11 protein-coding genes, 1 tRNA gene and 1 other RNA gene are annotated in these 13,076 nt (G+C 63.6%); 9 read left to right on the top strand and 4 right to left on the bottom strand.

All coding sequences use genetic code 11. The features are described 5' to 3' along the window. Positions 1-512 precede the first annotated feature (512 nt). Positions 513-833, top strand: a complete 321-nt coding sequence (locus ACTWQF_RS25355) for a hypothetical protein (RefSeq protein WP_443281958.1) — start codon at positions 513-515, stop codon at positions 831-833. 334 nt (positions 834-1,167) lie between these two features. On the opposite strand, the gene ACTWQF_RS25360 is transcribed toward ACTWQF_RS25355, so the two are convergent. Further along, a complete protein-coding gene (locus ACTWQF_RS25360; RefSeq protein WP_443281959.1) occupies positions 1,168-2,640 on the bottom strand; it encodes a Shedu anti-phage system protein SduA domain-containing protein in 1,473 nt (490 codons plus the stop codon). 734 nt (positions 2,641-3,374) lie between these two features. Here ACTWQF_RS25360 and ACTWQF_RS25365 point away from each other — a divergent pair. From ACTWQF_RS25365 to ACTWQF_RS25380, 4 genes are all read left to right on the top strand, one after another. Beyond that, positions 3,375-5,435: a GNAT family N-acetyltransferase gene (locus ACTWQF_RS25365; protein ID WP_443281960.1), complete on the top strand. Its 2,061-nt coding sequence runs from the start codon at positions 3,375-3,377 to the stop codon at positions 5,433-5,435. Further along, positions 5,432-5,911 (top strand): hypothetical protein, encoded by a 480-nt coding sequence (locus ACTWQF_RS25370; protein ID WP_443281961.1) that lies wholly within the window; start codon positions 5,432-5,434, stop codon positions 5,909-5,911. Before ACTWQF_RS25365 ends, ACTWQF_RS25370 begins: the two co-directional genes overlap by 4 nt. Positions 5,912-6,455: 544 nt before the next feature. Beyond that, the gene (locus tag ACTWQF_RS25375; protein ID WP_443281962.1) at positions 6,456-7,154 is read left to right on the top strand and encodes a hypothetical protein; all 699 of its coding nucleotides are present in this window, start codon (positions 6,456-6,458) and stop codon (positions 7,152-7,154) included. A gap of 396 nt (positions 7,155-7,550) precedes the next feature. Continuing rightward, entirely contained in the window at positions 7,551-8,705 is a 1,155-nt protein-coding gene (locus ACTWQF_RS25380; RefSeq protein WP_443281963.1) for a hypothetical protein, read from the top strand. Here ACTWQF_RS25380 and ACTWQF_RS25385 read toward each other — a convergent pair. Then, positions 8,629-9,909, bottom strand: a complete 1,281-nt coding sequence (locus tag ACTWQF_RS25385) for a HEPN-associated N-terminal domain-containing protein (protein ID WP_443281964.1) — start codon at positions 9,907-9,909, stop codon at positions 8,629-8,631. The genes ACTWQF_RS25380 and ACTWQF_RS25385 overlap by 77 nt on opposite strands. 59 nt (positions 9,910-9,968) lie before the next feature. On the opposite strand from ACTWQF_RS25385, the gene ACTWQF_RS25390 reads away from it, so the two are divergent. Beyond that, the gene (locus ACTWQF_RS25390; RefSeq protein ID WP_443281965.1) at positions 9,969-10,523 is read left to right on the top strand and encodes a hypothetical protein; all 555 of its coding nucleotides are present in this window, start codon (positions 9,969-9,971) and stop codon (positions 10,521-10,523) included. A gap of 529 nt (positions 10,524-11,052) precedes the next feature. On the opposite strand, the gene ACTWQF_RS25395 is transcribed toward ACTWQF_RS25390, so the two are convergent. Next, positions 11,053-11,331, bottom strand: coding sequence for a hypothetical protein (locus tag ACTWQF_RS25395; protein WP_443282004.1), 279 nt, complete (start codon positions 11,329-11,331; stop codon positions 11,053-11,055). A gap of 27 nt (positions 11,332-11,358) precedes the next feature. Here ACTWQF_RS25395 and ACTWQF_RS25400 point away from each other — a divergent pair, with 27 nt between their 5' ends. Both ACTWQF_RS25400 and ACTWQF_RS25405 read left to right on the top strand, forming a co-directional pair. Continuing rightward, a complete protein-coding gene (locus tag ACTWQF_RS25400; protein WP_443281966.1) occupies positions 11,359-11,907 on the top strand; it encodes a hypothetical protein in 549 nt (182 codons plus the stop codon). Beyond that, complete coding sequence (locus tag ACTWQF_RS25405; RefSeq protein ID WP_443281967.1) at positions 11,844-12,209, top strand: hypothetical protein; 366 nt, start codon at positions 11,844-11,846, stop codon at positions 12,207-12,209. Before ACTWQF_RS25400 ends, ACTWQF_RS25405 begins: the two co-directional genes overlap by 64 nt. A gap of 530 nt (positions 12,210-12,739) precedes the next feature. On the opposite strand, the gene ACTWQF_RS25410 is transcribed toward ACTWQF_RS25405, so the two are convergent. Further along, positions 12,740-12,824: transfer RNA gene (locus ACTWQF_RS25410), tRNA-Ser, on the bottom strand. A gap of 98 nt (positions 12,825-12,922) precedes the next feature. Here ACTWQF_RS25410 and ffs point away from each other — a divergent pair. Continuing rightward, positions 12,923-13,017, top strand: an RNA gene (gene ffs, locus ACTWQF_RS25415) — signal recognition particle sRNA small type. Positions 13,018-13,076 lie beyond the last annotated feature (59 nt).

Raw genomic sequence — 13,076 nt, forward strand, 5'->3', positions numbered from 1 at the left:
GCATTCTTTCCGTCCACCGCGACCATCTGGGGATGTGGAACAAAGGCGCTTCACTGGAGTCGCTGACCAACGTCAACGGTGCGGGACGAGGCGATAGGCGGCACCGTGCTCGGTGGAAGAAAACCTACCGGGCATAACGACTTCGACCGAATGTCCTCCCGATCTCTCGCTGAGCACTACCAGGCCCTCTCCACGAGATCCGTCCGCACCAAGTCAGAACTGATGAGAAGGTGATCGCTGCTACGCCTTCCGTACAGTTCGCGGCAGGTCCGCTCGGGCACCGCTCACGGGAGCGCATCCCGACGCCAATGATGGGTTGCGGCCTGCTTCGTCCTCGCTGAGCGAGAGAAGTTGAAGCTGATGGCGACGTCAGCCATGGGGCCACGAGTCATCTACGGGTAAGGGTGGCGGCGCGGGGCACGGGCACTTATCTGCGCTGGCTACTTCTAGTCAACTTGGAATATTCCGCAAGACTCACCTTGGTGGCCGACAGCCCAGGCAGGATTGGTTTCATGGATGACGAGAAACGCGCAGATGTATCACTGGGCAAGAGCGGCGAAGTTCCCTCCGCGATGTTGGACAGTGGCCGTGAAGTACCTAATTGGGCCCGCCCCAAGGTTGAGAAGATCTTGATCTCGCCCCACGGCATGGCGCACTTGCCGGGCAAGTGCAACCACCATCCCGAGGTAAGTCATGCTGAAGCAGGATGGGGATGGGTCATGTGGCCGGACGAGGGGGTCTGGGATCTGATCAGCGAGCAGCGCCCACTGAAGGCCACGCAGGGCAGGACTGACCGCATTGCCCGGGTGCGGTGCGGGCACTGTGCGAAGTAGAGGGCTCGCGGAGTTTGGGGGGAAGCCGCCCTGCGGCCAAGCTATAGGTGCGGCCCTGGCCGTGCCGGGGGCACGGGCGAGCGATCTCCCGTGTGCCCCGGCGCCTGCGGTCGCCGTGCGGGCCCGGTGGGCACGTCGTCGGCCTGGCGGGTGCATCGGCGCCCGCTCCTTCCCCGGCGCTCAGCATCCGCTCGGCGTTGAACCCGTCCCCGTTGCAGGGCCGAAGCTCCGGCCGAACCTGGTGTGTGCCGAGGCTGCCAGGCTCGCGACGGGCTATCCTCCATGCAGGTAACGGGGATAGTGATGCGTTCACGCTCAACCGACCCACCACTAACTAACGAAGTGGGGCCGTGAGATCGAGAACCCGTTGAGCGTTCTCGATCAGTTGGTCGTAGGTGGTCACGGTCACTCGGGAGTGATCGGAGTTATAGGTCCGAATCGTCTCATGCACTTCCTTCTCGGTAACGTCCGCAGGCACGAAGCTCTTGTGCCCGATCACAACAGTCATCGAGGCACGCCGACAATCAATACCCCAGTCAGCGAGGATTTGGGGGCGCTTTTCATCCAACTCGCGCAAGTAATTCGTCGCCTGGCAAACTGCCTTGTGAACCTTCGAGCTAGGGATGCGGTGGCCGCGATGGCCGCCCACAAGCTTTTCATTGGCCTTCTTCAGTTCGACGCCGTGCAGGGTCCCGTCGGGACGGAGCAGTGCCAAGTCGAGCTGGTCTCTTGCTGTAAGGTTACGACGAGCAGTTCCGGGAATAAATTCACCCCCGAAAACCCAAGTCATACGCTCAATGATCTTCTGCAGGCCTTGCTCTTTAGTGTTCATTTCTTCGACTGCGGCTCGCAGTTCATCCAAATCCGCCTGTCGTCTGGTGCGCTGAACGATTCCCGTGAGTAGTTGCACCTCGTCAAGCTCCCCGAGCGATGCAGCGATGCCGGGCTGGCGTTCTAGCACTTCCAAGAGTCCGCTGACCAACGCGTCGGCTGGCTGATCACTGGACGGACGGAGGCGGAGGTTCATCCGGGGCGCACCCTTAAAGGCCTCCCCGCCGCGCACGACAGGTGGCACTCCGTTCAACTGACGGAGCCGGAAGATCGGAGTCCGGATCTCATGTACTAGTCGAGGGTCGAATGAATTTTGCCATTCGCCGGTGACAATCGAGCCTTCAATCGGCTGTCGTGACTCGACGGCGAATTCTCCGATGTAGAGGCACTCAGAACCCTGAGCTAGAAAGACCCGAAGTGGCACTCCGCGGCGCTGATGGGCAAGCACTGCCAGATTCTCCAAAGACGGCTCATCCCGCCAATGTCCGTACCCAGGGGCCGTCAAGAGAGAGCCGTCCCATGCTGGCGCCAAGTCACCAGCTTGATTCGATTTCAGAAAGAGAAATGCGTTAGGGGTTTTTGCACTGGAAGTGACCGTAACCAGTCGATTGCCGCCGTATACCTCATGAAATTCAGCCCGCTTAACCACCGAACCAGGCGGAATGTTCCACATAGCAGGCCATTCGGTCGGTGGTTCTACCTGCTCGGCAAGTTGGAACAGCTCTTGTTCTTGACAGTTGGTAAGGTCAAGTGCCACCAAGTTGAACCCTGTCTCCTTGGTGCGCGCGCGTTTGACCACCTGGCCGAGCCCAGCTGCTTGCAACACACCAGCCGAGAGTGGGCTAGAGAGCATAAGGCGATTGAACTGGACAGTTGCCCTCACTGGAGCCGGCTCGGTCCCACTGCTGTCCTTCTTCTTTGGCACACCGAAACGCCACAAGTTGTGTTCGTTGGAGGTCAAGTCAGCGGTACTCATGATTTCTCCGAACGCGACGAGCCCGCCGCCTCGTCCCCCGCGCCACATCAGGACACAGTCCCCTGCCCCAGTTGTATGAGGCGCGGTGACACGAAGGACTGGGTCCCATTTCTTCAGCTCCCGCGTCATGTCATGTCCAGACTTGGACTCAACGTTCAGTACCCAGTGATTCACAAGCCCCTCCCCCTCGGCGCTTACCAGTTCGACTTCATCGTGCCGGAGAACACTGACAGAGAGAGGCGTATCGGCTCAGAGGGGAACGGGGACCTGAGTGCGCGGGCCAGGCTCCGGCCGTGCCCACAAGGGCAACCCACCAGCGTGGACGGCGGATTCCGCCGCGTGCCCCTGAGACAGATCGCGGCGCGTGCCCTTTCGGCAGGGCTACTGACCGTCAGGTCGCAACGTTCGTATGGAAGCCGCTGGGCCGCTGCCACAACGGCCTGTGTAGCGATACAGCCATCGTCAGCGAACTGCCTTGATCGGAAACAGGCAAGGCAAATAGCTGCATGACAGCAGGAAACCGTCCATACAGGTCCAGACGTGAGCGACGAAGCGCTGAAGCACCTGCGGATGGTCGACCCCATGTGGCTCTGTGGCTTCACCACGGCTCGCCTCGGCGATCCAGCTGATCTGGCCGAGTACGACCGGAAATGGTCGGCCGGTGGAGGTAGTGGGAGCGCGCAGTGGGGCAGTGATCGGCTGTGCGTGCCAGTGCACAGTCGGAGGGGGAGCCGGTGGCGATCAAGGTTGTACAGGTATCAGATGGCCAGTCGCCCTTGCTTGACGCAGCGATTGCATTGGGCAACAGGTACACCAAGTGGCTGGGACTCCTCAAGCCGCCGGCCTACCGGAAATATGCCGAGGACGGTGGTCTGCTCGTCGCGCTGGAAGGGAACGACATCGTCGGCTATGCGCTCTTCGGGCTGCCGAAGCGCGACTTCTACGTGCGGCTGGCTCATTTGTGTGTGGCTGAGGAGCACCGCGGCAAGGGCATAGCCCGGCTGCTTGTCGACGAGATCCGAGAGCGTCACTCGGAGCGATTGGAGATCCGCGCGCGATGCCGACGGGACTACGGGCTCAGCGGTATGTGGACCAGTCTGGGCTTCGTCCCCCACGGCGAAGGTCTGGGGCGGGGCCATGACCAGGAGACGCTGGACACCTGGCGCCTCGACCTGGGGCACCAAGACCTCTTTTCCGCCACCCCTAGTGATGCTCTGCTAGTGGTCGCTGTGGACCACAGCGTTTTCTCCGGTTTGCAGGGCGTCGGCAAGGGACGGGGCGTGGAGGAGGCGCGGGCTCTTGAAGCCGGATGGCTCGCCGACCTGATCGAGCTGACGTTCACTCCACAGCTTCTCCGCGATGTGCGTGACATCACGAGGCGCACTGAACGACAGCACCAGAGTGCCGGCCTCGCCGGTCTGCGGTCCCTGTCGCCCGATGGGCAGGCCGTGGAAGCCCGTCACAGGGAGCTGGTAGACGCTGTTGCCGGAAACTGCCTGGAGGGGCAGTTGGACGCTCGCTTGCGCAGCCGACTGCGGTACGTGGCTGAAACTTCCTGTGCGGGCCTTCACGTTCTGGTGACGCGCGACCCGACACTGGAGAGGTCGGCCGACCTAGCCTGGGACGTCGCCCGGGTCAAGGTGGTGTCGCCGGCCACGGTGACCATCCATGTCGATGAGCTTCGGCAGGCCCAGGTCTACCGGCCGGCGGACTTGATGGGTACCGCGTTTTCTGCCGAGCAGGTAGCCACAGGCGGTGAAGGCGAGTTGGCGGCCTTCTTCGACCAGGCGGCGGACGCCGATCACGGTTACGCCTTTGCAAAGCGGTTGAAGAGCTTCGCCACTGATTCGGTCCACTGGCACCGGGAGCTGCTACGGGACGAAGAGGGGCGTCCAGTGGCCTTGTATGTCTGGGCTCTGGACGGCCACACAGTGAATGTCGGCCTTCTGCGGACCGCCTCGCACGCGCTGGAGGAGTCTCTGGCCCGCCAGCTTCTGTTCATGCTCAAACGGCTCGGACGCGAGCACGGCGCCCAAGCAGTCCGCGTTCTGGACCCGCACCCCTCACCGGCCGCCAAGGCGGCATCGGGCGCAGATGGCTTCGCCGAGCGCGACGGTGGTCTGACCGCCCTTCTGGTCGACCAGTGCGGCACTGCTGAAGCGGTCTCGGCAGCGGCGAGAAGGATCGCAGGACGATGGGGGCTGCCTGCGCTCAATCTGGGTGCCGGTCTTTCGGCGGAGGCCGCGAGCGTAGCCGAACGAGCATGGTGGCCGGCAAAGCTGATCGACGCCGACCTGCCGTCTTTCGTCGTACCCATCAAACCCCGGTGGGCCGCTGAGCTTTTCAACGTTCCGCCCATGCTTCTCCCCCGCGATGCCGACCTCGGAATCAGCCGCGAACACGTCTACTACAGGTCTCCCGGGCACCGGGGGGAAAGCACGCCGGCGCGCCTCCTCTGGTACGTCAGTGACGGCACAGCGAGGCAACAGGGGAAGATAGTGATCGGCTGTTCGCGGCTGGACGAGGTGCTCGTCGACGATCCGGACGCTCTCTACTCGCGATTCGAACACTTGGGCGTATATGGTCGTGGTGAGGTCCGCGCGGCGGCTGACGCTTCGGGGAAGACCATGGCCTTGCGGTTCTCGGACACCGAGATCTTCCCGAGTACGGTGCCGCACGCGCGATTGAAGGAGATGGCAGACGCACTGGGTCTACGGTTGTCCCTGATGTCACTGTCGAAGATCAGCAGTGCGCTGTTCCAGGCGGTCTACGAAGAGGGGCAAAGAAAGACGTGAACGTTCCGGAGCGCGCGATGCTGCTGTCCGTCCACCCCCGCTTCGCAGCCGCGATTCTGACCGGAAGCAAGACGGTGGAGGTACGCCGCCAGCGCGTCGCCAGCCCGCCCGGAACTCCCGTGCTGCTGTACGCCACCGCTCCCACGATGGCCATCGTGGGCATGGCCCGACTCGCCTCGGTTCAGGTCGCCTCGCCACGCGAATTGTGGTCGGCCAGTCGTACTCGTGCCGGCATCAGCCGCCGCGAGTACGACGCGTACATGAGAGGTGCCACCCAGGCCAGCGGGCTCACGTTGGAAGACCCGGTCACCTTCGAGGAGCCGGTGCGGCTGGAGGCTCTCAGGGCCGCTGGCTCATTCCACCCGCCGCAGAGCTATCGCTACATGACACGCGATGACCTGCACCGGGTGGCAACGGCCGCGCCAACCACCAACGCCTCACTGCGAAGTACCCTCAGCGACCTGGTGCCAGCGTAAGTTGGGTACACCTCACTGTCCGACCGTTGTACGTACCACCCACTGATCGGTGAGCCGTCAGACTGCGGCCAAGGGACGTCTCGCCTGCTACCAGCGGACTGGCGGCGGCGAGGCGCAGCACCGGCAGCGTTCTTTCTCCAGATTCGGGGGCGCGTTCCCAACCACGGCTGGCATTCTCGGCTTGTGCTTGGACGCATACGTGACAGGCGAGCAGTTCGGCGACGCCGCCTTGGCGACCGGGAGATAGAACAGCTGCGCAACGCCCTGGGCCGCCTCGGGATCTCGCATCCGATTGGAGGACGGCTCCGCGTCACTATGAGGGTGTACGCAGTGTTCAAGCCCCAGATGCCGTTCCGGTACATGGTCGGCACACTGCTCGTCTGGTCCTGGTCCGGGTTTCTCTTCGCCCTCCTCGCGCCCAGGCTTTACCAGGTATTTTCGACTCAGCGGAGTGATTCTGCCTTCTCCTGGCCGCAGGCGATGGCCTGGCTGGGGGAACAGAACGGCTTTCTCCTGGGCGTCTACGCCCTCGCCCTGCCTGCCTGTGATCCTGGTATTCAGCGGAGTCGCGGTGCTCGGGGTCTACGGCTCGGGCTACATACTGGCGGGCCTGCTGCGCGGCACATCGGCCATATCCGAGATCTTGTTACTTGGACAGCAACTCCCGCGCTTTCGAGCGCACGTACCAGCCAGCACATTCGTTGAAGCGATCTGCGCGTGCGCCAAGGCACATCGCGCTGTGGGCGAAGCGAGGGTCGGCGAGCTGCCGACGGTGTCAGCCTCAGTCACCCGCGCCTCCCGAACCGTGCTGCGGGCGCACCGTACGCGTGGCGTCGTGACATGGCTGAAGCCTTCGCACCGCCGAACCGCCCTGAAAGAGCACGCAAAGCTCGTCGTCGGCAAGCTCCAGGAAGTGGAACGGGAGCTTGACAAGGAACCCGACAGGGCACTGCGAGAGCTTGCCGAACTCCTCTTGAGGATTGCCGAACGCTACGCCCAGGGCCGCGTCGGCGTGTTGCTGGATGAGCAGGAACTGCAGAATGTTTCGGCGGTGAGGTATCGCACTGGCGACGGATTGCGGGCTGCCGTAGCCGTGGCCTTGACGATCGTCACGGTCTTCTCGGTGGCGTCGCTGGATCTCCCACAGGCCATCGAGGGCTATGTCATCGCGGGGTCCGGTGCTGCTGTGCTGATCACGGTGTATGGCCCTCAGGTCATCGTCGAGTACCGGCGACGGAGATGAGGGCTCACCATGTGCGCGATCGCCACCATGCGGGCGCTCGTACGGGACACCTCGTCTGCGCTGCGGTTGTTTCTGAGCGGTAGCCCGAACCCATCTTCACTGGCGATAGGGCCTGCATAGGGGCGTTCCTGAGCTTGGAAATCAACTGCGCTTCCGGGCTGATGTGTTGCCTGAGCTGCGGTAATGCTCTGATTCGGAGTGTCCGGGGAGTGCTTGCTCTTCCGCCTGTTGACCCCTGGTGACCGACATGGATGGCACGGGTGGGCAGGCAGCGAAGAGGCGGTTCGACAGCAGCGGATGCGACGCGGCAGTGGTGGCGCGGCACCTGTTCGGGCAGTGGAGTGGAAGTTGTCATTGTTGCCGCAAGAGGTCTCTCGTCCTGACAGGCTGGGGGCCGTGACGTATGCGGTGACGGTGGACGCGCAGATACCGAGTGGCGCGCCTGAGATGGACGAGCTGCATCGGGTCGGCGCCGGTGCCCTTCTGGAACAGGGCTTCACAGCAGCTGAGTCGGTTGAGGGCCCCGACGGCGTAGAGGTGTGCGTCGAGGACACCTTCGTGGGTGTCTACCCCGGAGGGGCACTGCTGAAAGTGTTCGTGGACGCGCCGGCGCTGGAGTTCGCCGAGCAGGCGGTCCGTGCCCTGGCGGAGGAGGTCCTTGAGCGCTCGGAGCTGTTGGCCGACTGGACGGTGGAGCGGTGCGAGGTCGAACTCCACCCCGAGCTTGCCAAGGAGAGTCTGGAGGCGGCGGACGGCCCGGACGGGCCGCCGCCGGATGTGGCCTCCCGACGGGCCAAGCTGGCCGAGCCGGCCGCCGCAACCGCTGTCGACCCGGCCCGTGTGGCTGCCGATTCGAAGTCGGCGGCAACCCGGATGCGTGCGCTGTCCGCGCGGCTGCGGTCCTTCGGGCCGGGAATGTTCGGGGCCGTCGACGAGGACGATGAGGACTCCTACCCGGAGTTCGCCGACTCTGCAGTGTCCCCCGAGGACGCAGAGTTGGCAGCCGGAGCGGTGGTGTGGGCAACCGATGTGCTCCTGGACGAGCTGTTTGAGGACGCCTTCTCCCTGTCAGTGGAGAAGACGAACGTCGCCGAGTGCGATCAGCCGCTCTGGCTGCTGGAAGACCTGCCGCCGCGCTATGCCCTGCAGTACGACGCCCGCTTCGCACGCCGATTCCTGGTGACTGCCGTCGCCCTCACCACTCGCTTCACGGAGGGCAGCTTCCAGCAGCTGAGCTGTGTCGCCGAGGAGCTGGCCCTGCGACTGCTGCTGAACACCACTGAGGTGACCTTGGAGACGTTCGGTCTGCTCACCGACGGGGTCTCGGCAGCGCTGGAGTGCTTCGCCGATCTCGTCTACGAGGACATGGACCACGAGTGGCTGTACGACGACTCGAAGGACGGCATCGACGAGAGCCCGGTGGGTGCGCACCTCGGCGTCGCTCCCATGGACCTCGCGAGCTGGTTCAAACCGTTCAACGACGGCCGGTACGTCCACCCCTACGCGGCAGACGAACCCGGTAGTGAGGCGAGTGAAGACGCCGTTCCTTGAGCGACTTCCGCCTGCTGGGCAGGGGCCTCTGATGTACCGAGTCCGGCTGAAGCAAGAGGCGGAGCCCGCCTTCTCCGAGTTCCGCGGAACCGACGTCGAGGCAGTGCTCGGATCGAACGTTCAAAACCACACAAGGCTTTCCGGTACGGGCAGATCTGTATTTCAGCCCAGCGATAGGCGCACCAGCACCCCAGGCATGAAGCAGGTACTCGGTTACGACCTGAGTCGGCACGTAGTCGATCTCTTCGTACGAAGGCCGTACCTCCTGTGCGAGCTCTTCCACGAAAGCGTGTAGGAACCGTACCTGGCGCCATGAATCGCCCAGTTCGGGGTCGAAGAGCGACGGAACCTGAGGAAGGTCGGTGAAGTCGACGATGTTGACCTCGTGAGAACAGGTGAAGGCTCCCAGGGATGCGATGGCTGCATGTCCGGGCCGAACCATGGCCTCCTGTAGGGCAGTCCCCGCGGTCAGTGCGCCGTAGAACATGGGGATGCCTGCGGGACTCATGCGGTTGGACTGGTTGCAGAGGTGCTGGGGGACCGTACCCAGGTCGGCGGCAGACCTGACTCTCTCGGCGTGGGCGTGCACGCGTGCACGCCACAGTCGCTCTTCGGGACTGAGCCGACGCACCAGATCGAGTGCGCTGATCAGGTCACCAATCCTCTGGAGGATCTGTTCAGGCGGGATCTCGCCAGCTCCGCGCAGCTCGTCCTCGTGCGACCGCGGACGTTGCCAGAAAACATATCGGGTCTTATGCCGGATCGCTTGCCGGAAGTCCTGCCAGCTATCCATCAGAGCTTCATCCCTGTGCGGCTCAACGAAATCCTTTTTGATCCACAGGCAGGGTTCCATGCTGCGTTGCACGGCCTCGACCAAGCCTTCGCCGATGAGCACATCGCTGAACTCGTCACTGATCAGGTCCCAGGAGTCCCGGATTCCTGACCACTGGTAGCCGCCCTCTCGCGAATCGTATCCGACCCCCTCGTCGTCGACATTGTTGAATTCGCGGTGCAGCCCTCGCATGAACGCTTCCAGGAAGGTGTCGAAGTCCGCAGCCTGTTCGCCTCCGCAGAAATGGCAGGTGCGAATAGTGTCGGCGTTCCGGGCGAGCAGCGCTTGCAGGGCGTCATCGTCAACGCAGCGGCTACACACGCTTGGCTCGGTCTCTGCGGGCACTGCTCGGCCCTCGCTGGTTCCGTCCACGTGTCCATTGTTATGTGATGCTCGGGTGCCGCTGGCTTCGAAGGGATGGGCAAGAGCAGATGAACATAGGGTCGTATACGGCGCTTGCGGTAGCCGTGGTCGGCGTCCTCGGAACCCTGCTGTCGGGGCTGCTGACGCAGCGGGCTTCGGATCGAGCCAAGCGGTATGAGCTCGAGCATGCGGACCGGCAGCGTATGGAGGATCTCGCCGCGGAGCGACGGCAGACAGGAATGGAGCAGCGGCGTACGTCTTACGTCGCCCTCAACAAGGCCGCGCGGCAGTACCTTACGGCGCTCACTGATCACCTTCACGTCCTCCTGCGCGATGAGGAGCGAGAAGAGTCCCGTGGACAGCTCGACGAGGCTCGCGCGACGCACCGCGACTGCTATGCCGAGGCCCAACTCGTCGTGCCTGACCCCGTGCTTGGCATGGCAGGAACCGTCAGCAAAGCGCTCAATACGACGTACGGCATGATCAAACGCTTGGACAATGGCGTACCTCGTCCCGAGGATTCACTTGACGCCGTTCAGCACAGGATCGACGACTTGTGGGGCCTGCTGCGTCACATGCGTCACGAGATGAGGACCAGCTTGGGTGTCGCCGACTACGAGTGACCCAGAGGTGACGGCTGGCCGAGTGGAATCTCTCAGCCGAACGACGACCTTGCAGCACTCAGTAAATTGCTGCGTTCCTGGGCTGAGGTAGGCGACAGCAGGGGTTGTGTGGTGCGAGAGAGTGCCCCTGCACGATCAGGAGCGAGTGGCTTCTTAAAGGCTGTCACGCGACTCGGCTAGGCGCACGGCGCCGTCGCGGGCGAAAAATGGGGGTGAGCTGCCCACGCAGGTCACCCCCACATAGATCCCATCTTGATGCGCCCTTCGTACGAGCGGAATGGAGCTGTTCACTGGAACCCCCCGTAGCTGCGTAACAGCGCGGTCAGGCCCGTGGAGGCACACACAGCACGCTATATGTGAGAGGCGTTCCGTCGGCGTCGTGCAGATGATCAGTTGCCCCTTGCCGCACCAGTCGCACGCAGTAACGATCCGTAAGGCATTTCGGATGCTCGCCAAGAGCAGGCGGTCGCGTGGGATGCACCGAGCAGCCTGGTCTCTGCGCCATCCCTCACGCACGCTTGCTGGAGGGTCAGGTGACCCAGATGCCCGCGGGCGAGAGCTGGCGTGCAAAGCGTCGGCCTGCGTCACTGAGCGGGGTCGACCAGGACACATCGGCGATCTGGCACCCGAAGTCGTCAGCAAGGGTGTGTACGAGCGTGGCGCCGACGCCTTGGCGGCGATATACGTCCGCTACCCAGACCAGGCCGATGCGTGGGCGCAGGGTGTCGTCCTGGTTGCCGTACTGTGACCCGTCGTTCAGGTCCCAGAGTCGGTGCTGGTCGGTGTCGTGGGCGGTCAAGTAGCCGATGACGCATTCACTTCAGTAGGTACGCCCGTGATCGCCGTGTTCCTGCTGGATCACCCTCAGGTTCCGGCCGGGATCGTGGCTACCTGGGATACCCTCGATATGCCCGGGATCGCGCTGACGCGTCGCGACTGGGACGTCCTGTTCGACCAACCGCGCTCCACCACAGCAGTGCTCGACTATCTCTTTCGTGCCGCTGCCGAACCGCGTATCCCGTTGTGCGATGAGCCGGTGCGCTACTACGAGTTCGCCGCGGCGGACGCGGCCCCGCCCGGCGGTATTGATCCCGAGCTGGTCGGCCTAGGCGGCACCCTGCACTCCACGCCACTGCTGCCCCTGGCCCCGGTCGGCACAGCAGGTACCCGTGCGCACATGGTGATCCGTCTGGAGCTGGAAGACGTCACCGCCCTTCCCCTACCCGCGTCGGCGTCGAGGCCGATCGCCACAGGATCCTCTTCGAACTCGACAGCTTGCCTGTCGGTGACCGCGCGGAGTGGGGACAACTTCTGCTGGACATGCTCGGTGACGTCGTCGATGTCCCTGACGACCACACCAAGTGGCGTTTTCGTCGGCACCTAAGCCGGGACGCCACTCAGCAGACGGTTTATGCGTGCGCCACCCGCTTCGACGAGACTGTCAGAGCCGCTTTCAGCAGCTATGTGCAGTTGCGCCACCATGAGGTCGGTGAACGTACCGGCGGCCCCGACGACCTCGTCACCATCGGCGTGATGCTCACACCGAACAACAGCGGAAGGCGCCAGTGGGACACCACTTTGGTTCGCCCCTACGTTCCCAGCGAATTGATGGCAGAAGAGCTCACCGCCTTCAGTCAGCTGTGGAACGGCAGCTCCGAAGCAGACGAGGTCAGCGACTCTGTGTGAGCTGAACTGCGATGTGTGTAACCTCCAGGGCTGCAGTTGGTCCCACATCTGGCGAATCCGAACTCAGCCGAGTTGGTGGCCACACCTTCATGGAGCTGTGGCCGTCAGCGTTAAGGGCATCGCACCTGCCCTTGAAGGCAAGCGGCAGGTTTGTACCAGTAGACGTGGACCTGATGGGTGTGTTGCCAGACGAGGGAAGGGTTACGGCGCTCGACCAAGAGGATGTCGTGCCAGCGGCCGGCCCCGAGTAGGGCCGTGGCGGTGCCAGCGTCTGCGGACGTGGCATTAGCCCCTTAGAAGGAGCGCTCAATTACCCCGGGCTGAGAGACCAGCCCCAGGGGCACCAGGTCGCCGAGCGCTTTGAACATCAGCGCAATGTTCTCCGCCTCCTGGGCAGTGAAGGGGTGCTCAGCCAGTGGCAGGCAACGCGACAGCTGTGAGTCAACTGCAACCAAAACTGCAACCATGAACGACGTAGGGCCCCACCGCCAAAGCGGTGGGGCCCTACGTTCAGCCCGGTGAGAGCTGGGCGGAGGATACGAGATTCGAACTCGTGAGGGGTTGCCCCCAACACGCTTTCCAAGCGTGCGCCCTAGGCCACTAGGCGAATCCTCCGCCGCAAACTGTACAAGACCTTGGGGAGTGCTCGCGAACCCGTATCGGGGGGCGGGGAGGGAGGTCGAAGGGGGTGTGGGGGATCGGGTAGGCTGGCGGCAGCCCCTCACGTGGCGCTAACTGACTGAACTCCCCCAGGGCCGGAAGGCAGCAAGGGTAGGTCGGCTCTGGCGGGTGCGTGAGGGGCGTCTGCGTTGCCGGGGGCTTGCGACGGTGGGCCCGGCCGCGGAGTGGGCCAGTTGTCGGTGGTGG

Origin of the sequence: Streptomyces sp. 8N114 (assembly GCF_052245835.1) — a bacterium.
Lineage (GTDB): Bacteria > Actinomycetota > Actinomycetes > Streptomycetales > Streptomycetaceae > Streptomyces.